The sequence below is a fragment of the Gluconobacter japonicus genome, assembly GCF_015244665.1.
GTDB lineage: Bacteria > Pseudomonadota > Alphaproteobacteria > Acetobacterales > Acetobacteraceae > Gluconobacter > Gluconobacter japonicus.
Genome location: NZ_JABCQN010000002.1, coordinates 53,695 through 73,473 on the forward strand (window position 1 = coordinate 53,695; position 19,779 = coordinate 73,473).

A 19,779-nucleotide genomic window follows, 5' to 3' on the forward strand; every position below is an offset into this window, starting at 1 on the left:
ACGGGAAAGACCATCATCCATGCGCTTCGTAACCTGCCTGCACAAGCTTCTGATAGCGCTTCCGTTCTTCATGGCTCCCGCATGCAGCCATGCAGCGGATTTTGACATCGTGGTTCTTGGTGCAGAGGGTGGCCTGGAAGACGGAAACCTAAGCGCCTATTTCATCCGTCCAACCACGTCAGACAAAGGCGTCCTCTGCGATGCAGGAACCATCCTGCACGGCCTGAAGGAAGCAACAAAAGCTGGCGCTTTTGATAAACACGCCCTGGCATCAAAGACCTTGTCCCCGGAAGGCGAAATCCTTCACGACAGGATCACCGCCTACCTCATCAGCCATGCCCATCTGGATCATATCGCCGGCCTCGTTGCCGTCTCGCCAGATGACGCCCCCAAACCCATTCTGGCACTTCCGTCCGTCAACGCCGTTCTGGCGGAACACGTCTTCAACTGGCAGGTCTGGCCCAACATGAGCGACCGCGGCCCCACACCCCGCCTCGGCCTGTATCATTATCAGGACCTTGAACCCGGAAGAGCTGTCCCCCTGCCACAAACCCCACTTCAGGTTCAGGCTTATCCCCTCAACCATGGCGGCGTGGAATCAACCGCGTTCCTGCTAATCAGCGGATCAGACGCCCTGCTCTATCTTGGCGATACAGGCCCAGATACCCCCCAGCACTCGGACAATCTGCATCACCTCTGGCAAGCCATCGCACCACTGGTTCATCAGAAACACCTGCATGCCATCCTGATGGAATGCTCCTACAACAACAGCCAACCTACCAGCCACCTCTATGGCCATCTGACACCACACTGGGTCCAGAAAGAACTACAGGATCTGCAAACGGTCGCAGGAACCAGGCTCCAAGGCCTTCCCGTCATCATCACGCACGTCAAGCCAACGCTCAAACGTCAGGAGGATCCCGCAGCCCGTATTTTCGAAGAATTGAACGCTACGAATGTAACAGGCGTCCATTTCATTATGGCCCATCAGAGCCTGCATCTCAGGCTCTGATGGGCCATGCGGCTTCAATCAGCCAACAACATCAAAACCAACATCTTCAACAGTGTCCTTCAGTGCAGAAGGCGAAACATTTGCCTCATCATACTGAATGACAGCCTGAGCCGGCTCCAGCGTGACTTCCGCTACCGACACACCCGGCACAGCCTCAAGCGCCTTCTGCAACTTGCCTGAACACCCCGTGCAGGACATGCCCTCAACCTTGAACGTCACAGATGCAGTCATGGGTGTCTCTCCTTTATCCCTGTTCCGTCGCTCCAACAGCGGCTTCCCAGAAGAGACACATTCCTATTCAAATTGAAACCGCTTTCAGACCCCGTCACTGATTTCATCCAGAGGCTCCACGCGCATCAGCTGCACCGTGGCATCCAGTCGATCCAGAAGCCCCGCCAGAGCCCGGAAATGCGGCGTCTCAAGATGCTGCTCAAATGCTGTCGTAGACGCCCAGCGCTCCTCCGCCGTAAACCGTCCTGCCGTCTCCATATCCCGACTGATCACGTAACGCTGGCAGCCTTCTTCCTTGCGGGACGCTACCGTGCAGCGCACCAGTTCCAGCTCCAGGTCGCGCGCCCTGTCAGAAGAAACAGTCAGGATAGCGACAACACAGGCAGAATGGCTCATCATAAGATCCTTCAGGAAACGAAACGCAGCACCGTCATGAACCATCCGATCCCCGGCCCTGCCAAAGCCTGTTTCTAAAAGATCGGTTTCCATAAGTCTCGCCCATGTTTCACATGAAACATCCTTTTCCCATCGCCGGAACCAACATCCATGAGCCTCGAAAGCGTCAAAGCAGATCTCGCCACCCGCGCGCCTGACCTCTCCGTCGTCGTGACCAGCAGTTCCACAGCAACAGTCGAAGAAGCCGCCGCCACACATAGCGTCGAACCCGACCAGATTGCAAAAACCCTCGGCGTCAAAGTTGGATCAGGTCCAAATGCCAGAACCGTTCTCGTCGTGATGGCAGGCACAAAACGCTTGGACAACCGCCTGACGAAAGAAACGCTCGGCGGTCGCCCCCGCTTCCTCAACGGTGAAGAGGTTCTGGCCCTGACAAGCCACCCACCGGGCGGCGTCTGCCCATTCGGCCTCCCCGAACCTCTCCCTGTGTACTGCGATGACTCTCTGCGCGCCTTTGAACAGATCATCCCTGCTGGCGGAGCCATCAACGCTTCCGTGATCCTCACACCGCAACGCCTTGCAGAACTGACGTCCGCCACATGGGTCAAAGTCAGCACCTGATCCTCGCCCCTAGCCAACAAAAAAGGCGCCCCTCTCAGGGCGCCTTTTGCATCAAAACCAGACCCGATTACGCGTCTGCATAGGTAGAAATATCCGGGCAAGAGCAAACCAGATTCCGATCACCCCAGGCATTATCCAGTCGCCCCACCGGAGACCAGTACTTGGACGTGGAAACACCCCCAGGGAAACATCCGGTCTCACGGCTGTAAGCCCGATCCCACGCACCCGCCAGATCCGCCGTCGTATGCGGCGCAAAACGCAGCGGGCTGCTTTCGATCGCCACAGCACCAGCCTCCACTTCGGAAATCTCCTTCCGAATGGCGATCATGGCATCACAGAATCGATCCAGCTCGACCTTAGCCTCAGACTCTGTAGGCTCGATCATGAACGTCCCCGCTACGGGGAAACTGACCGTCGGGGCATGGAACCCGTGATCAATCAGACGCTTGGCAATATCGTCCACCGTCACACCCACGGTATCCTTGATCGGCCGCAGATCAATAATGCACTCATGCGCCGTAAAGCCATTGCTGCCCCGATACAGTACCGGATAATGCGCTTCCAGACGCGTCGCGATGTAGTTTGCATTCAGAATGGCCACTTCCGTTGCACGGCGCAGCCCCTCATCGCCCATCATCATGATGTACGCTGCAGAAATCGGCAGAATGGACGCTGACCCGTACGGCGCGGCAGAAACGGCAATCCCGTTCTGACCCGGCAGATACGGCGCCAGATGGCTGCCCACACCAATCGGCCCCATGCCTGGTCCACCACCGCCATGCGGAATGCAGAACGTCTTGTGCAGATTGAAATGCGAAACATCGGCCCCGTACAAGCCCGGTCGTGCCAGACCAACCTGCGCATTCAGGTTCGCACCATCCAGATAAACCTGCCCACCAGCCGCATGAACAAGGTCACAGATCTCGACAATCCGTTCCTCAAACACACCATGCGTGGACGGATAGGTAATCATGATGGCCGCCACACGCCCGTCATGCTGCGCGATCTTCGCCTTCAGATCCTCAACATCAACGTTGCCATTGCTGTCACAGGCCACAACAACAACACGCATCCCCACCATGTGGGCAGACGCCGGGTTTGTCCCATGCGCGGACGCCGGAATCAGGCACACATCCCGATCCATATCCCCCCGCGCCTGATGATACCCACGGATCGCCAGCAGCCCCGCAAACTCCCCCTGCGCACCAGAATTTGGCTGAAGCGACACAGCATCATAGCCAGAAATCGCACACAGCGTCCGTTCCAGATACGCAAACAGTTCCGCATACCCAGCCTGCTGATCCTTCGGCGCAAACGGATGAATCCGCCCAAATTCAGGCCAGGTGATGGGAATCATTTCTGCGGTTGCATTAAGCTTCATCGTGCAGGAACCCAGCGGAATCATCGTCCGATCCAGCGCCAGATCCTTGTCAGACAGAGACCGCATATACCGCAGCAGATCCGTCTCCGAACGATGGACCTGAAACACCGAATGCGTCAGCAAAGCCGCCTGACGGGACAGCGCCTGCGGTAGAGCGTCTTCAACAGAAAGCTCCCGCTCCAGAACCGCAACGCGCGCCTCATTCGCCCCGAAGCACTGCCACAGCGTCCGGATGGTCTCAGGCGTCGTCGTCTCATCACAGGACAGACCAATCCGTCCTTCGCCCGCATCACGCAGATTGATCCCGGCGTCCAGAGCCTTGGCAAGAATGCCCTGTGCATCGGAACCTGCCTGCACTGTCAGCGTGTCGAAGAACGTTTCCGTCTCAACCGTCACACCCAAAGCCTTCAGACCCGCCGCCAGAATAGCCGCCAGACGATGCGTACGACCCGCAATCGCCTTCAGCCCTTCCGGCCCATGATACACCGCATACATGGACGCAATAACGGCCAGAAGAACCTGCGCCGTACAGATGTTGGATGTCGCCTTCTCACGGCGAATATGCTGCTCACGGGTCTGCAACGCCAGTCGATACGCCTGGCGCCCGGCACTATCACGCGAAACACCGACCAGACGCCCCGGCATATGCCGCTTGTAAGCATCCTTCGTCGCCATGAACCCGGCATGCGGGCCACCACCACCCATCGGCACGCCATAACGCTGCATGGACCCAATGGCGATGTCTGCGCCCAGAGCCCCCGGGCTTTCCAGCATCACAAGAGCCAGCGGATCACAGGTCACCGCAACAATACCGCCCTGAGCATGAACCGCCTCAATCACGGACCGCGGGTCACGCACCGCCCCGGAAGACCCCGGATAGGACAGCAGCGCACCAAACACGGACGCCGCATCCAGATCCGTCGCCGGATCACCCACCACAATCTCCCAGCCAAGAGGCTCGGCCCGCGTCTTCAGAACAGCCAGCGTCTGCGGGTGCGTGTCGGCATCTACGAAGAAGCGTTCGGACTTGGACTTGCAGACGCGCTTGGCCAGTGCCATCGCCTCCGCACAGGCTGTGCCCTCATCCAGCAGGGACGCATTGGCAATATCAAGTCCCGTCAGATCCGCCACAAGCGTCTGGAAGTTCAACAGTGCCTCAAGGCGGCCCTGACTGATTTCCGGCTGATACGGCGTATAGGCCGTGTACCAAGCCGGATTTTCCAGAATATTGCGCTGGATGACCGGCGGCAGAACCGTGTCGTAATATCCCTGCCCGATCATGGACGTCAGAACACGATTCCGGGACGCAATCTCCCGCAGACGCGCCAGAGCCTGCTGTTCCGTCAGCGCCGCGCCAATCCCGTGGTCACCACGATCAAGAATGGCTTTTGGAACCGTCCGGTCAATCAGATCATCAAGGCTGGACGCCCCGATCGTCTGCAACATCTCCGCAATTTCAGAGGAGCGTGGGCCAATATGGCGGGAGCTGAAGTCTTCGGTCTGTTGAGGCCACAGGATCGTCACGGTATCGTTCTCTGGAAATCTTGATGGGCAGGGAAAGAAAAATGGGTCCGACAGAAGCCAGACCCATCACAGAACGTCAGAGGCTCTTGTACTGCTCTGCCGTCAGAAGGGACGTCACGTCATCCGGGTTGGAAACCTTCATCTTGAAGATCCAGCCCTCACCTTCCGGGTCATTACCAACCAGCGTCGGCTCGTCGGACAGCTTCGTATTGAAGCCCGACAGCACACCGGCAACCGGAGCATAAATGTCAGACGCCGCCTTGACGGATTCCACAACTGCAGCAGCATCGCCCGCCGCCACGTCCGTGCCCTCGTCCTTGGCTTCCACGAACACCAGTTCGCCCAGTTCTTCAGAAGCATGCGCCGTAATGCCTACGGTCGCTTCTTCCCCGTCCAGACGGATCCATTCATGCGATTTGGTATAATAAGTCGTCATCGCTGCTTTTCCTTGGCTTAACGCTTGAAACCGGGCGCCACGAACGGCATCGCCCGAATATGAACCGGAACGAATTTCCCACGCAGTTCGGCGAACAGCGCCGTGTCATTTCCCGCGTAGTCTGTTGCGACATATCCCATCGCCACCGGCGCCTGGACCGTCGGGCCAAAAGCCCCTGACGTCACCACGCCGATCTCTTTCTGGCCTTCCGCATCCGCAAAAAGCTTCGCCCCCGCACGAACAGGCGCACGCCCCTCCGCCATCAGGCCAACACGCTTGCGGCTGACACCTTCACGAGCCTGACGCAGCACGATTTCAGCACCCGGATAGCCTCCTTCACGAGAGCCTCCTTCGCGCCGGGCTTTTTGAATAGCCCAGACCAGAGAGGCTTCAATCGGCGTGGTCGTCGTATCGATATCATTGCCATACAGGCAAAGCCCCGCTTCCAGACGCAGCGAATCCCTGGCTCCAAGCCCAATGGGAAGAACCTGCGACTGGGCCAGCAACGCCCGCGCGACAGTCTCCGCATCAGCGGCTGCACAGCCAATTTCGTAACCGTCTTCACCCGTGTAACCCGAACGCGACAGCGTAACCGGAACACCAGAAAGCTCCGTCTCGATCACGTCCATAAAACGCATATCGACCGCTGCCGGACAGAGAGGCGCAATCGCGTCCTGAGCCTGCGGTCCCTGCAGCGCCATCAGCGCGCGATCAAACTGTCGCGTCACAACACAACGGTTGGAAAGAGCCGCTTCAATCAGCCCCGCATCCTGCTCTTTGCAGGACGCATTCACCACAACGAACAGATCATCGCCCATATTGGCGACCATCAGATCATCAAGAATGCCTGCGGTATCATTGGTCAAAAATCCGTAGCGCTGCCGCCCTTTCGCAAGCCCCGCATAATCCGCCGGAATTAGGCTTTCGAGTGCGAGCGCAGCGTCCCGGACATCACCACTTCTGGCAGCAATCCGGATCTGCCCCATATGGGAGACGTCAAAAAGCCCAGCCTTGCTACGTGTGTGCAGGTGCTCGGCCATCAGCCCGGCCGGATACTGAAGCGGCATCTCATAACCCGCAAACGGCACCATCTTGGCGCCAAGTTCCAGATTGAGAGCATGAAGGGGAGTACGCTGGAGAGAGTCGGTCATAGGGTAGGTCCGGCCCGGTCAGAACATGAAGGTGCAGACGCGCCCGGAGATTCCGGAATACGCCGCCCCTTCTGTCCTTTTGCCTGAGATCGCTATCCCGTCGGCGGGTACGTCAGGCGCACCTCTCTCCAGAATTTACCGACCAACTCGGTCCTTTGGCCTGAGAGTTTCCGGGGCGGTTGCTCCTTCGGCGCCAGCTCTAAAGGCTGATCTCTCCCGTATTGGTCGGGGCCGATCCTGCCAGTTTCCCAATTTCTTCGCAATCGTTACGATCTGTTCTGCGTTACGATTTCTGGACATTTTTAGACTTTGAAAGGAGCCACAATGGCTGGCGAACTGACCGTCATCGCAGAATTCTCCATCAATCCGGAGAATCGCTCTCTTTTTCTGGAAAACTGCGCTTATGACAGTGAGCGTTCCAACGCAGACGAACCCGGTTGCCACGCCTTCGACGTCATCACTTCAAACGAAGATCCCAACACCATCGTGCTGGTCGAGCGCTACACGGATCAGGCTGCCTTCGACACACATCTCAAAACACCTCATTTCGAGAAATTTGCCGCAACAACAAAAGCTCTGGGCGCAGTCGAAAAAAGCGTCCGCTTTTTCACAAGGACAGCCCCATAATATGCACACACTGAAAAACAGTCTTTTCGGCTGCGCTTTCCTGCTGGTCACGGCCTGTGCCGCTTCCCCTAACCAGAAGACACCAGAACACCGCATCATCGGCATGCCGAACCCTGCTAGCGCAAGCTGCATCAAACAGGGCGGCACTCTCGAAATCGTCAACGGGCCCACCGGTCAAAGCGGAATGTGCCACCTCCCATCCGGACAGACCTGCGAAGAGTGGGCTTTGTTCCGCGACCACCGCTGCCAGAGCACATCGCAGACCACGAAACCATAATCCTCGTCAGCCGTTTCCCCCACCTCCAATGTCGTCGGGGAACGGCTTCTTCTGCACATTGAGCCTTTCAGAATAAATACATAACATGTTATGTATTTTATCCACATTATCCACCCAAGGCAGTTTTCCCCATGCGGACCCAGGCGCCCTGTCTCTCCATCGGCTTCCTCGCCACCACAACAGGCCGCCTGTTTACGCGCCTGATGGAGCAGAAACTGAAACCCGCCGGAATGCGCGCAGGCCAGATCCCGGTCTTTCTCGCTTTAGGAAAAGGGGAAGTCCTCAATCAGAAATATCTGGCCGAATTCGCTGGCATCGAGCAGCCCGGCATGGCCACCCTGCTGGCCCGCATGGAACGCGACGGCCTTATCGAGCGTGAGACCGATCCCAACGACAAACGCGTCAGCCAGATTCGCCTGACACCAGACGGGCTGATGAAAGGCCAGAAAATCATTCCGATCATGGAAGAAGCGAGCAAGGAAGCCTTCAAAGGCTTTACCCCACTCGAGCGAGACATTCTCATAACGCTTCTGGAACGGATGAGCAGCAGTCTCGAACGCTGTCTTTAAAGCTCCCTCACTTTTAGAAAAGTGAGGGGAAAAGCACCTTACTTGTCCGTCTTCGGAAGGTGCTCGGCAATATATGGCGGCAGATTGAAAGACCCGACGTGAATTTCCGGCGTCCAGTAACGCGTCGTTCCAAGAATATTGGCAGCCTCTGCACGCGCGCGGATCTGCTCCAGCGTCTGCGTGTTCGGTGACTGGCCCTTGGAGGCCATACCCAGCGTCATGAAGCCGCCAACATAGGTCGGAACAGCGGCAACATACGCTGAGACATGCGGGAAGAATTTCGCACGACGCAGGCTCGTCTCATACAGTTCATCAGCCTGCATGAACGGCACACCGCACTGGTTCACAATCAGACCTTCATCCGACAGGATACGCGCGCAGTTGCTGTAGAATTCGTCCGTAAACAGGACTTCACCCACCCCAATCGGGTCCGTGCTGTCAACGATGATGACGTCAAAAGACCCATCAGCAGCCTTGGCAACATAGTCGATACCATCGCCAACGATCACTTCCGCACGCGGATCGTTCCAGGCATCCCCCGCAATGTTCGGCAGATACTGCTTGGAAAGCTCGATCACCGCACCGTCAATTTCTACCATAACGGCTTTTTCAACGGTCTTGTGTTCCAGAACGCGACGCAGAACGCCACCATCCCCGGCACCAATAATCAGAACACGCTTGGCACACGGATGAGCCAGAACAGGAACATGGGTCAGCATTTCCTGATAAACGAACTCATCGCGTTCCGTGATCTGGATCACACCATCCAGAACCAGCACACGACCATGGCTGGAGCTTTCAAAGACCACCACGTCCTGGAAGTCAGATTTAACGCGCGCAAGCTCGCGCGTGACCAGAAAACGCTGTCCCCAGTCCGGGTACAGGGTCTCGTTGATCCATGTTTCAGCCATGGTCTTCAATTCCTTGTCGGGATTTCAGTGCAGAAGCAGGACCGGCCCCACCGGGCCGATCCTTGCCTGAGGATCAGGACGCGCTAGCGTTCCTGTCCTGGACGCGTCCACGGCGCACGGCATCGACTTCGATACGGCCAGCCTGGAACAGACGCTGCATGACCGGAATCGAGAGATTCGGATCACATGCGCCACACATAAAGACATCAACCGCAGCGTAATTCCGCTCTGGCCACGTGTGGATCGAGATGTGGCTCTCAGCAAGCACGATCACACCAGACACGCCACCATTCGGCGTGAAGTGATGGAAATGGCTGTGCAGGATCGTTGCACCAGCAGCGATTGCTGACTCGCACAGAGTCTCATCAATACGTGCCGGATCATCCAGATTCCGGGCATCCCAGAAATCGATCAGCAGGTGATTGCCGGCATAGCGTTCGCCATCCCGTTCAATAAAGTAGTCCTTGCGCTCCTCTTCAACAGAGTGAGCATCGCTGTTCTGGATATCTCTCGGGAGTTCCGATACCATCCCCAGTTGAGCAAGTGCGTTCATCACGTACCCCCAAACCAGTAGACAGCCTGTTGGGCGAAATCGCCCCCTTGGGCCAAGAAGCGCGGTGTTAGAGCCCCCTCCCTGCGGATGCAAGGATTTTCTGCCCTGATTCGTTAATATGTCATATTCTAGGAAGAAACAGGCGTCCGCCCACGCTTCCATACATTGCGCTCATCAGTGTCTGGCGCACCTCACAACTGGGATAGCAGCATAAAAACACCCCAAGATCCCTCTCAAAAGAGGCTTCGTCTTGGGATGGGCCGACACATCAACGCTTTTTAATCCAATAATTCAAGGACCTGTCATATCCGTATTAAAAAACGATTCGGAGCGCCTCAAAACAAAAAAACACGCGTCCCAAAGCCGGAAATCCTCCAACTCCGAGACGCGTGTTTTTCCTGCCCCTCAGCAGAAAACCGCTGAGGGACCCCAACCCGTAAAGATCAGTTCTTGGCCTTGTCGACCAGCTTGCCCTTGGCAATCCACGGCATCATCGCACGCAGCTTCTCACCAGTCTTCTCGATCTGATGAGCGTCATTGCGAGCGCGGATAGCCTTGAAGCCAACGCCGCCGGACTGGTTCTCAAGGATGAAGTTACGAACGAACGTACCATCCTGAATGTCCGTCAGAACGCGCTTCATCTCAGCCTTCGTTTCCGGCGTGATGATGCGCGGACCCGTCACATACTCACCATACTCCGCAGTGTTGGAGATGGAGTAGTTCATGTTGGAAATACCGCCTTCGTAGATCAGATCCACGATCAGCTTCATTTCGTGCAGGCACTCGAAGTAAGCCATTTCCGGGGCATAGCCACCTTCAACCAGCGTCTCGAAACCAGCGCGGATCAGGTCAACAACGCCACCACACAGAACAGCCTGCTCACCGAACAGATCGGTTTCGACTTCTTCCTTGAAGGTCGTCTCGATGATGCCTGCACGGCCGCCGCCGTTTGCGGAAGCGTAGGACAGAGCGATGTCCAGAGCCTTGCCGGAAGCGTTCTGCGCCACAGCGACGAGGGACGGCACGCCGCCGCCACGCTGGTATTCGGAACGAACCGTGTGGCCCGGGCCCTTCGGCGCGATCAGGAACACGTCCAGATCCGGACGGGCTTCAATGATGCGGAAGTGGATGGACAGACCATGCGCGAACGCAAGAGCGGCACCCTGCTTCAGGTTCTTCTCAAGGCTATCCTTGTACAGAGCGCCCTGGCCTTCATCCGGCGTCAGAACCATGACCACATCGGCCCACGCAGCAGCGTCTTCCGGGGACATGACCTTGAAACCAGCCTCTTCTGCCTTCTTGACGGCAGAGGACGTCGGACGCAGGCCGATGACGATGTCGGTCAGGCCGCTGTCACGCAGGTTGTTGGCGTGAGCGTGACCCTGGCTGCCGTAGCCAATGATCGCGACTTTCTTGCTCTTGATCAGATTCAGATCGGCATCGCGATCGTAATACACCCGCATCAGACATGTTCCTCGTTAACGTGAAAGACAGAAGGGCCACGACCAATGGCCGCAATCCCCGTGCGCGAAACCTCAGCCAGGCCAAGGGGGCGCATCAACTCGATAAAAGCGTCGATCTTGGCGGGAGACCCCGTCAATTCGAACACAAAACTGGTGGCCGTCGTATCAACCGGGCGTGCCCGGAAGGAGTCTGCAATCCGCAGACCTTCCGTACGACTTTCGCCGCGGGACACAACTTTCACCAGAGCAAGCTCGCGGCCCACATACGGGCCTTCTTCCATCAGATCACAGACAGCATGAACAGGGATCAGACGCTTGAGCTGCGCCTTGATCTGCTCAATAACCTGCGGCGTCCCCGACGTCAGAACCGTAATGCGTGACAGACTGCGCTCGGCATCCACCAGCGCCACCGTCAGGCTCTCAATATTGTAGCCACGGCCGGAAAACAGGCCCACCACACGGGCCAGCGCGCCACTCTCGTCTTCAATAAGAACCGAGATGACCGAATTCTGGATTGTCTCCGTCATCAGACCAACATCATCCCTTCTTCGGTCAGACCTGCCGCCGCGGAATCCTGATCCGGGCCAAGCAGCATCTGATTATGGGCCGCACCCGACGGAATCATCGGATAGCAGTTTTCGTTTTCAGCCACGCAGATATCCGCAATGACAGGACCATCATGCTCCAGCATCCGGCGAATGACATCATCCAGTTCGCCCACACAGGTCGCACGCATTCCCGTTGCCTGAAACGCTTCTGCCAGCTTCACAAAATCTGGCAGTGCCTCACTGTAAGACTGGGAATAGCGCGACCCATGCAGCAGTTCCTGCCACTGGCGCACCATGCCCATATACTGGTTGTTCAGAATGAAGATCTTCACTGGCAGACGATACTGCGCAATCGTCCCCAGTTCCTGAATGTTCATCAGGGTCGAGGCTTCACCCGCGATATCAATCACCAGCGCATCCGGATGCGCTACCTGCGCACCCACAGCAGCCGGCAGACCATAGCCCATCGTTCCCAGACCACCGGAAGTCAGCCAGCGGTTTGGCTTGGCAAACTGGAAGTGCTGGGCTGCCCACATCTGATGCTGGCCAACCTCGGTGGACACAAACGTGTCACGCCCCGTCTCCATCGCCATCTCATACAGACGACGAATGGCATGCTGCGGACGGATCACCGCAGACGGCGTCATATCCTGCGTGAAGCCGAAGCCATCCACGCTGCGCCAGGACGCAATCTGGTTCCACCATGTGCTCAGATCAGGTGCTGGCGTGTCGTCCCACGCATCCAGCAACGCCTGAAGCGTATCGCGAACATCCCCTTCGAGACGCACATCTACACGAATGATCTTGCCGATCTGGCTCGGATCAATATCCGCATGAACCTTGAACGAGTTCGGCGAAAACGCATCCACACGCCCCGTCACGCGATCATCAAAACGCGCACCCAGAGCAATCAGCAGATCACAGCCATGCGTGGCCATGTTCGCCTCAACAGACCCGTGCATGCCCAGCATGCCCAGGAACTGCGGATCAGGAGACGGAAACGCGCCCAGCCCCATCAGCGTGGACGTGACCGGAAAACCCGTCTTACGCGCCAGACGACGCAGCAGCTCAGACGCTTCCGGGCCGGAATTGATGATACCACCGCCCGTATAGAACAGCGGACGCTTGGCCGTCTTCATGGCCTCGATCGTGCGGCCAATCGCCTCGGCATCCGGCCCACCCTGATGGCGGAACCGCTTCAGCCGCGACATGGCAGGCGCCGTCAGCGGAGCCTGACCCACCGTGATGTCCTTGGGCAGATCAACCAGCACAGGCCCCGGACGACCGGAGCGCGCCACTTCGAAAGCCTCACGCACCGTCTGGGCCAGCGCACCCGGCGTCCGCACCAGATAGTTATGCTTCGTGGCCGGGCGGGTAATGCCCGTCGTGTCCGCTTCCTGGAACGCATCATTGCCGATCAGCTTCGTCGGTACCTGACCGGTCAGGCAGACCAGCGGAATCGAATCCATCAGCGCGTCAACAAGGCCGGTCACGGCATTGGTTGCACCCGGACCAGATGTCACCAGAACAACGCCAACCTTGCCCGTCGAACGCGCATAGGCCTCAGCCGCATGAACGGCGGCCTGCTCATGGCGGACAAGAATGTGGCGGATACGGTCCTGCTTGAAGAGCGCATCGTAGATTGGAAGGACAGCGCCCCCCGGATAGCCAAAGACTACCTCTACGCCCTGTTCATCGAGAACGCGCAGAAGCACCTCCGCGCCATTCAGCGCTTCGTTGCCTGTTGTTGCGTCTCTTTCAGCAGCAGCCGTCACCGTATCCTCCTAAGGGGTATGAGGCGCGGGATTTAGGACAGATTGAGGGGGGCCGTCAACTCGTCCAGATATAAAATGTTCTATTTTTTCGTATTCAGTTTTCGATTCTTGCGCAAAGCAGGCATATCTTTGAAATGAAATCATTGAATCAGCCTCTACACCCAGAGCGTGATGCCGAAACCAGGTCGCCTGACGGCGGGTATATCGTCCAATCGCCAGAACGGCCGCCTGCTGCGCGGCTTCAAGCGTCATGTCACCCTGCAGAACTGCCGCAAGTTCCGGAACCCCATGCGCACGCATGGCAGGCAGAACAGAATCCAGCCCCCTCGCAATAAGACGACGCACTTCTTCCAGAGCGCCAGCTTCAAGCATCTGTTCAAACCGCACATTCAGAGATTGCCGCAACACATCACGCGGCGGGTCCAGAAGAACAGACACAAACCGGCACGGCGCAGGCGGCAACCCCGGCTGGGTACGCCACCATACCAAACCATGCCCGGTCCCGCGCCACACTTCCCAGGCCCTCGAAATCCGCTGCGTGTCATTCGGCCGAAGCGTTTCCGCCGTTTCGGGGTCCACCTCCGCAAGCCGGGCATGCAATGCCGCTGGACCAATGTCTTCGGCCAGCGCCCGCGCTTCCTGACGCGCCTCATCGCCGGGATCGGGCACTTCCACCAGCCCATCCGTCAGTGCTCGAAGATACATCCCCGTACCGCCACAGAGGATTGGCAGGCGTTCTTCCGCCCAGGCAGCCTCCATTTCCTCAAGCGCCCGTACCCGCCACCAGGCCACACTGCCCGGCGTTGCTGCATCCAGCACACCGTAAAGCCGGTGCGGAACAGCGGCCTCATCAGCCGCGTCAGGGCGGGCCGTCAGAATGTGCAGATCACGATAAACCTGCATAGAATCCGCATTGATCACCGTCCCCCGGAAAGTCCGGGCAAGGTCCAGAGCCAGAGCCGACTTGCCGGAGCACGTCGGGCCAGCCACAATGAGTGCTGTCTTCGGGGCGTTCATCCCCCTGTTCCTGCCACACGCGCTGGACCGTTACGAGAGCTTATGTCCCTTCCTTCCGTTCTGACCCTCATTGCCGACCGCAAGGCTGGCCCCCTCAAACCAGAAGCCATCGACGTCGCCCGCTCGCTGGTGAAGGGCAAGGCCCCCATCGTCCTGTCGGACGGGGAAGCTGTCGATATTCCATGCCCAACACCCGGCCCAGGCTCGGCGAGTGCTGCGACAATCCGCGCAACCCTCGCGCCCTATCAAACAGACGCCCTGCTTCTGAAAACCCGTGGCCGCCGCAAAGCCGTTCTGGTCGCGGACATGGACAGCACAATCGTCACTGGCGAAACGCTGGACGAAATGGCAGCTCTGCTCGGCATCGGGGAACAGGTCGCGGCCATTACCCGCGCCTCCATGAATGGAGAGATCGACTTCGAAACCTCCATCGAACAGCGCGTCGCCCTGCTGGCCAGTCACCCTGCGTCTGTTCTTGAAGAAGTCTGGAAAACCGTCACCCTGACGGAAGGCGCCAGAGAACTCGTCTGCACCATGCGCAAGCACAATGCCCGCACGGCACTCGTCTCAGGCGGCTTTACCTGGTTCACCCAGAAGGTCGCTGAACTCTGCGGCTTCGACGAGAACTACGGCAACAGCCTTGAAATCGTGGATGGCAAAATGACCGGCCGTCTCGATGCCCCGGTTCTGGGCCCAGACGCCAAACTGAGCCACCTCGAATCCCTGACTGCCGAACGCGGCGTTCAGCTCAAGGCCGCACTCACAACCGGCGATGGCGCAAACGATATCCCAATGCTGGCCAATGCAGGTCTTGGCCTCGCCTTTCACGCCAAACCAAACGTAAAAAAAATCATCGGCACGCAGATCAATTTCGCCAATCTGCGCGCCCATCTGTTTGCTCAGGGCTACAAGGCAGCCGATTTCGTCACCGACTAACCTCGTGCACCCGCCTCAATACCCCCAGGTATAGGGCGGGACACCCCCGTCATAGGCCGGAGCACCGTAGTACCCCTGAGGCACGGCATACCCCCCTGCGGGAACACACCCCTGATACTGGGTCAGATAATATCCGGCCGGACATCCCGAGGCGGCGTTCTCAATCGCCATTCCAGCAGCAACGCCCAGCGCGGCGGCGCCAAGGCCCCAACCGCCCCAGCCCCAGCCGCCACCCCAGCCCGGTACCCCCCAACCATAGCCATACCAACCGGGGCCACCCCAGCCGTTCCAGCCGCTCCATCCGGGGCGTCCCCACCCCATAAAGCGCGGGCCACCCCAGCCTCCACTCCAGTTCCTGTAGCCCGGCCGGAATCCCCAGCCCGGTCCACCACCATATCCACCGCGAAACCCGCCTGGGCCGCCCCTGAACCCGCCGCCATATCCACCTGGCCCTCCGCCAGGTCCGCCGCGAAAGCCACCTCCACCGGGTCCACCACGGAAACCGCCACCTGGACCGCCGCCCATTCCTCCCCTGAATCCACCACCACCAGGGCCAGGACCACCACGAAAACCACCGCCTCCGCCAGGTCCGCCCCCATGACCGCCTCCCGGGCCACCGCCTCCTTGCTGGGCGAACGCCGTCATCGGGAGGCTTCCAGCAAGGGCAGCCATCAACAATGCTCCGACGGTTTTCTTCGTGATGTTCATGGCCTGTCTCCTCGGAAAGAGCCGTATTCTGTCTTCAGTAAATATCGGTAACACCCTGTTCTCTGAAAAGGGCTGTTTCAGGGCATGAAACAAGTCGTTTCACGTGAAACATACCAGTCACCGACGGCGCTTCCCCCGGGCCCCGATATGCCCCCCCAGACGCTGCAACGCATCTCGAAGCTCATCGTCCTCAATTTCCGGAACATCGACCTGAATGGGTTTTGGCCGAGCCAGACGTGGCCGTTCAAACACCGTCATATCCTGCACGATTTTAAGACGCACGATCATCGTCTCTCCCCGCAGGCCACAGGTTGTGTTGATCCGTTCGATAATCTGAGGCGCAAGATGCTGAAGTTCCATCGCCACAGGCCCAGAACAGGCCAGCGTCAACGTCCCCGCAGAAAACCGGCGCGGCTCCGTTACTTTAGACAGGCGCGGCCCAATAAAATCTTCCCAATCCATGGACAATCGAACTAGCAATGGCGATTTTTTTTTGAAAGCTGGCTGGGTAATTCCCGGCACCAAAGCCCCGATCTGCCGCGCTCCACCCCGTTTAGCCGTCCAGTTCTGTTTGGGCGTAAATGTATCAGTCCGATCACGAAGGTTCTTGTTTGGACCCCAATCCTTCGTCATATCCCTCTCCGTGACTCCTGATGCTTCCGACCTGCTGCGCTGGTACGATACGCACCGCCGCACCCTGCCCTGGCGTAGCCTCCCCGGCGAACGCCCCGATCCCTATGGCGTCTGGCTAAGCGAAATCATGCTTCAGCAGACGACGGTAAAAGCCGTCATAGCGTATTATGAACGCTTTCTCACGCATTACCCCACTGTACAGGACCTGGCCGCCGCCCCACAGGAAGATGTACTCCGTCTCTGGGCCGGGCTCGGCTATTATGCCCGCGCCAGAAATCTGCACGCCTGCGCAAAACGTGTCGCTGAACTCGGGCAGTTCCCAGACACCGTTGACGAATTGCTCAAGCTCCCAGGCATCGGTGCATATACAGCGCGCGCCATTGCAGCCATCGCTTTTGGTAGACCCGTTGTCCCGGTTGATGGAAATGTCGAACGTGTCACGTCACGGCTCTTCGCCATTGACGACCCGCTTCCTGCATCCCGGCCTCTCTTGGCACGACAGGCCGCATTGCTGAACCACTCCCAAGACGCACAGCAACGCCCCTCCGACTTCGCTCAGGCATTGTTCGACCTTGGCGCCACACTCTGTACCCCCCGCAACCCGTCCTGCCTCACCTGTCCCTGGCGCCCAGCCTGTCAGGGGCACGCTGATGGAATTGCGGCCACCCTTCCCCGCAAAGCCCCCAAACAGGCAAAACCAACCCGCTATGGCACTCACTTCGTTCTTCAGGATGCATCCGGGCATATGCTGATCAGAACGCGTCCTGAAAAAGGATTACTCGGCGGCATGGACGAATTTCCCGGTACAGACTGGCTCGCAACCCCATGGGACGAGAAAGACGCCCTCGCAATGGCTCCGGTTTTGGGCCCATGGACAGCCTGTGGAGAGGTCATCCATGTCTTTACCCATTTCACGCTTCGGCTCATGATTTACGCCGCAGCCCTCCCTGCAGGCCACAATGCAGGGATCGATCCCTCTTTTGGCACGTTTCGGTCCACAGAGCGCGCCGCCCTGCCAGGTGTCATGAAAAAATGTCTGGCCCTCGCAGTTGCTGATTTGGAGACACGATGAACGCAACCCCTTCCCTGACCCGCCTGTGGTTCATGGACTGGCACGGTCGGGTTCTCAGCCACGACCCTATCCGGGACAACTTCTCACAAGCTCCCTTTGAGCCCGGCATCCACCCTGGTCTGTCCGCACAGCTTCCCGTTCCACTGCACCTGCCCTGCAGTGTTGCCTTAGAAAAGCGGGTTTCCATGCCTCGCCCGCTCCCCCGGTTTGAAATGCAGGCCGCACCGAACGGACTCGTCTGCTTTCAGGTAGAAGACAAAGGCACCTACCTCAAAAGCGCCCGTTTCCCGCAGGGTGGAGAAGTCGTCGCCACATCGCCTCAGATTGCCCAATGGGAATATTTTCTTCCCATGAGCGAAAACTTTCTGCGCGGCCTCTCCGCACTTCTTATGCCGCAGGCCGCAACCTTAACAAACCCGCAGACTGGTGAAGCCTTTTCAGTCATCCAGTTACAATCTGGATTTATCGGAGAAATAAACGGAAAGCGGCTTTCTCTCGTCAAAAACACCTCAGCCATCGAACAACTTGGCTCCCTTGCAGCAGGGCAAACAGCGGACATTTCCTTTCAGGAGGAAGATCATGACACGCCCTTAATAATCCGCGTTCAACGTCCTGGTTGACACCGTATGACACAGACGTCACGATTGATGTGAGCTTTCGTAAAAACCGGACCCATTACCCTGACTCTGCGTTGTTTCCCCTGACATCTCTGAGGGAAAGCAATTCGCAATGTCTCATGATATCCCGGCCATTATTCCTCATCTCGCCCCGTCCATTCTGGATACGGGAATGGTCGAGAAAGGTCAGATCAATTTCGGAAACTGGCGCGGGGACGCCGATGTTCCCGAAAGCCAACCCCCACAGGCCCTTCCCCCTTCAGAGCGGGTAGGGTTTGCCATCATGGGCCTTGGCCGCCTAACCCTCGGAGAAATTCTCCCCGCTTTCGCAGGCTGCCGCCTCGCAAAACCTGTAGCACTCATCTCCGGACGGCCCGAAAAAGCGCGTTTAACGGCACATAGCTACGGCATCGGAGACGACTCCCTCTTCACATACGACGACATCCACCGTCTGGCAGATCGCCCCGATATTCAGGCCGTATATGTCGTCACCCCCAACGCTCTTCACGAAAAACAGGTCGAAGCTCTCGCTGCAGCCGGAAAACACGTCCTGTGTGAAAAGCCGATGGCCAATTCAAGTGCAGAAGCCCAGCACATGATCGACGTCTGTCAGAAAGCACACGTCAAACTTATGATCGCCTATCGCTGCCATTACGAGCCCTTCAATCAGGCGGTCCGCAAACTGGTCCAGAGCGGAGAACTGGGGCGCCCGAAACTTGTAGAAGCCATCAACACCCAAATGCAGGGCAGCGCAGACCAGTGGCGCCTCAAACCGGAACTGGCAGGGGGCGGAGCGTTACCAGATATTGGACTGTACTGCCTGAACGGCACACGCGCCGTCCTTGGAGAAGAGCCGGAAAGCCTTTTCGCTCAAATGGTCAGCCCCCCAAATGACCCGCGCTACAAAGATCTGGATGAAACATTCTCATTCATGCTCCGCTTTCCATCCGGCGTAATCGCAAACTGCGCGACCAGCTACGGAGCTCATGAAAGCAAGGATCTTCGAATTCAACTCGAAAAAGGATGGATCACCCTTGAAAATGCTTTCTCCTACACCGGCCATCGCCTTCGGGTCGGCAGACGGGAAGGCAACCATAAAACTGTCAGCGAATGGCGGCTTCCCGCAGAAAACCAGTTTGCTCTTGAGATCGACCATTTCGCAAACTGTATCCTGAACGATCTCACCCCCAGAACCCCCGGCGAAGAAGGACTGCGCGATCAGAAACTCATGGAGTCCCTCTATGAGTCCGCAAAAACAGGACGAATGATTCACCTGTCCCCGACGTCATGAAAGTCCTGTTCTTCCTGGCGGTCGGAGGAA

General features: G+C 58.0%; 22 protein-coding genes and 2 riboswitches. Of the genes, 9 read left to right on the plus strand and 13 right to left on the minus strand.

Annotated elements, in window-relative coordinates; all coding sequences use genetic code 11:
- Positions 1 to 19 precede the first annotated feature (19 nt).
- Positions 20 to 1,012: an MBL fold metallo-hydrolase gene (locus HKD32_RS03670; protein WP_061929113.1), complete on the plus strand. Its 993-nt coding sequence runs from the start codon at positions 20 to 22 to the stop codon at positions 1,010 to 1,012.
- An 18-nt stretch (positions 1,013 to 1,030) separates the two neighbouring features.
- On the opposite strand, the gene HKD32_RS03675 is transcribed toward HKD32_RS03670, so the two are convergent.
- Both HKD32_RS03675 and HKD32_RS03680 read right to left on the minus strand, forming a co-directional pair.
- The gene (locus tag HKD32_RS03675; protein WP_061929115.1) at positions 1,031 to 1,243 is read right to left on the minus strand and encodes a heavy-metal-associated domain-containing protein; all 213 of its coding nucleotides are present in this window, start codon (positions 1,241 to 1,243) and stop codon (positions 1,031 to 1,033) included.
- Positions 1,244 to 1,327: 84 nt separating this feature from the next.
- The gene (locus tag HKD32_RS03680; protein WP_228118763.1) at positions 1,328 to 1,732 is read right to left on the minus strand and encodes a putative quinol monooxygenase; all 405 of its coding nucleotides are present in this window, start codon (positions 1,730 to 1,732) and stop codon (positions 1,328 to 1,330) included.
- A 57-nt stretch (positions 1,733 to 1,789) separates the two neighbouring features.
- Here HKD32_RS03680 and HKD32_RS03685 point away from each other — a divergent pair, with 57 nt between their 5' ends.
- Entirely contained in the window at positions 1,790 to 2,260 is a 471-nt protein-coding gene (locus tag HKD32_RS03685) for a YbaK/EbsC family protein (RefSeq protein ID WP_061929117.1), read from the plus strand.
- Positions 2,261 to 2,327: 67 nt separating this feature from the next.
- Here HKD32_RS03685 and gcvP read toward each other — a convergent pair whose 3' ends face one another.
- From gcvP to gcvT, 3 genes are all read right to left on the minus strand, one after another.
- Positions 2,328 to 5,165, minus strand: coding sequence for an aminomethyl-transferring glycine dehydrogenase (gcvP, locus tag HKD32_RS03690; RefSeq protein WP_061929119.1), 2,838 nt, complete (start codon positions 5,163 to 5,165; stop codon positions 2,328 to 2,330).
- Positions 5,166 to 5,241: 76 nt separating this feature from the next.
- Positions 5,242 to 5,601 carry a glycine cleavage system protein GcvH gene (gene gcvH, locus HKD32_RS03695; RefSeq protein WP_048842819.1) on the minus strand — a complete coding sequence of 120 codons (360 nt, stop codon included), beginning with the start codon at positions 5,599 to 5,601 and terminating at the stop codon, positions 5,242 to 5,244.
- A gap of 17 nt (positions 5,602 to 5,618) precedes the next feature.
- Positions 5,619 to 6,752: a glycine cleavage system aminomethyltransferase GcvT gene (gene gcvT, locus HKD32_RS03700; protein ID WP_061929121.1), complete on the minus strand. Its 1,134-nt coding sequence runs from the start codon at positions 6,750 to 6,752 to the stop codon at positions 5,619 to 5,621.
- Positions 6,753 to 6,813: 61 nt separating this feature from the next.
- Positions 6,814 to 6,890: riboswitch (glycine riboswitch) on the minus strand.
- Positions 6,891 to 6,981: riboswitch (glycine riboswitch) on the minus strand. It abuts the riboswitch before it with no gap.
- Positions 6,982 to 7,076: 95 nt separating this feature from the next.
- On the opposite strand from gcvT, the gene HKD32_RS03705 reads away from it, so the two are divergent.
- The 3 genes from HKD32_RS03705 (at position 7,077) to HKD32_RS03715 (ending at position 8,225) form a co-directional block, all read left to right on the plus strand.
- Positions 7,077 to 7,379 (plus strand): putative quinol monooxygenase, encoded by a 303-nt coding sequence (locus tag HKD32_RS03705; protein ID WP_061929123.1) that lies wholly within the window; start codon positions 7,077 to 7,079, stop codon positions 7,377 to 7,379.
- A gap of 1 nt (position 7,380) precedes the next feature.
- Positions 7,381 to 7,656, plus strand: a complete 276-nt coding sequence (locus HKD32_RS03710; RefSeq protein WP_061929125.1) for a putative hemolysin — start codon at positions 7,381 to 7,383, stop codon at positions 7,654 to 7,656.
- A 131-nt stretch (positions 7,657 to 7,787) separates the two neighbouring features.
- Complete coding sequence (locus tag HKD32_RS03715) at positions 7,788 to 8,225, plus strand: MarR family winged helix-turn-helix transcriptional regulator (RefSeq protein ID WP_061929127.1); 438 nt, start codon at positions 7,788 to 7,790, stop codon at positions 8,223 to 8,225.
- Positions 8,226 to 8,263: 38 nt separating this feature from the next.
- On the opposite strand, the gene speE is transcribed toward HKD32_RS03715, so the two are convergent.
- From speE to miaA, 6 genes are all read right to left on the minus strand, one after another.
- Positions 8,264 to 9,136, minus strand: coding sequence for a polyamine aminopropyltransferase (gene speE, locus HKD32_RS03720; RefSeq protein ID WP_061929130.1), 873 nt, complete (start codon positions 9,134 to 9,136; stop codon positions 8,264 to 8,266).
- Positions 9,137 to 9,209: 73 nt separating this feature from the next.
- Positions 9,210 to 9,689, minus strand: coding sequence for an adenosylmethionine decarboxylase (gene speD / locus HKD32_RS03725; RefSeq protein ID WP_010504462.1), 480 nt, complete (start codon positions 9,687 to 9,689; stop codon positions 9,210 to 9,212).
- 443 nt (positions 9,690 to 10,132) lie between these two features.
- Positions 10,133 to 11,152 carry a ketol-acid reductoisomerase gene (gene ilvC / locus HKD32_RS03730; RefSeq protein ID WP_010504460.1) on the minus strand — a complete coding sequence of 340 codons (1,020 nt, stop codon included), beginning with the start codon at positions 11,150 to 11,152 and terminating at the stop codon, positions 10,133 to 10,135.
- Positions 11,152 to 11,679, minus strand: coding sequence for an acetolactate synthase small subunit (gene ilvN, locus HKD32_RS03735; RefSeq protein WP_061929132.1), 528 nt, complete (start codon positions 11,677 to 11,679; stop codon positions 11,152 to 11,154). The genes ilvC and ilvN overlap by 1 nt, the downstream gene beginning before the upstream one ends.
- The gene (ilvB, locus tag HKD32_RS03740) at positions 11,679 to 13,475 is read right to left on the minus strand and encodes a biosynthetic-type acetolactate synthase large subunit (RefSeq protein WP_061929134.1); all 1,797 of its coding nucleotides are present in this window, start codon (positions 13,473 to 13,475) and stop codon (positions 11,679 to 11,681) included. The genes ilvN and ilvB overlap by 1 nt, the downstream gene beginning before the upstream one ends.
- Positions 13,476 to 13,484: 9 nt before the next feature.
- Positions 13,485 to 14,492 carry a tRNA (adenosine(37)-N6)-dimethylallyltransferase MiaA gene (miaA, locus tag HKD32_RS03745; RefSeq protein ID WP_061929135.1) on the minus strand — a complete coding sequence of 336 codons (1,008 nt, stop codon included), beginning with the start codon at positions 14,490 to 14,492 and terminating at the stop codon, positions 13,485 to 13,487.
- Positions 14,493 to 14,534: 42 nt separating this feature from the next.
- Here miaA and serB point away from each other — a divergent pair, with 42 nt between their 5' ends.
- Entirely contained in the window at positions 14,535 to 15,428 is an 894-nt protein-coding gene (gene serB, locus HKD32_RS03750; protein ID WP_061929137.1) for a phosphoserine phosphatase SerB, read from the plus strand.
- Between the two features lie 15 nt (positions 15,429 to 15,443).
- On the opposite strand, the gene HKD32_RS03755 is transcribed toward serB, so the two are convergent.
- Both HKD32_RS03755 and HKD32_RS03760 read right to left on the minus strand, forming a co-directional pair.
- Positions 15,444 to 16,136, minus strand: a complete 693-nt coding sequence (locus HKD32_RS03755) for a hypothetical protein (protein ID WP_194257559.1) — start codon at positions 16,134 to 16,136, stop codon at positions 15,444 to 15,446.
- A 117-nt stretch (positions 16,137 to 16,253) separates the two neighbouring features.
- The gene (locus HKD32_RS03760; protein WP_061931122.1) at positions 16,254 to 16,769 is read right to left on the minus strand and encodes a DUF721 domain-containing protein; all 516 of its coding nucleotides are present in this window, start codon (positions 16,767 to 16,769) and stop codon (positions 16,254 to 16,256) included.
- Positions 16,770 to 16,779: 10 nt separating this feature from the next.
- Between HKD32_RS03760 and mutY the strand changes: the two genes are divergently transcribed.
- The 3 genes from mutY to HKD32_RS03775 all read left to right on the plus strand — a co-directional run bounded on the left by mutY (position 16,780) and on the right by HKD32_RS03775 (position 19,749).
- On the plus strand, positions 16,780 to 17,841 hold the full coding sequence (gene mutY / locus HKD32_RS03765) for an A/G-specific adenine glycosylase (protein ID WP_194257560.1): 1,062 nt from the start codon (positions 16,780 to 16,782) through the stop codon (positions 17,839 to 17,841).
- Positions 17,838 to 18,461, plus strand: a complete 624-nt coding sequence (locus HKD32_RS03770) for a hypothetical protein (protein WP_061931128.1) — start codon at positions 17,838 to 17,840, stop codon at positions 18,459 to 18,461. The genes mutY and HKD32_RS03770 overlap by 4 nt, the downstream gene beginning before the upstream one ends.
- 109 nt (positions 18,462 to 18,570) lie before the next feature.
- Positions 18,571 to 19,749 carry a Gfo/Idh/MocA family protein gene (locus tag HKD32_RS03775; protein ID WP_061931130.1) on the plus strand — a complete coding sequence of 393 codons (1,179 nt, stop codon included), beginning with the start codon at positions 18,571 to 18,573 and terminating at the stop codon, positions 19,747 to 19,749.
- The last annotated feature ends 30 nt before the right edge of the window (positions 19,750 to 19,779 follow it).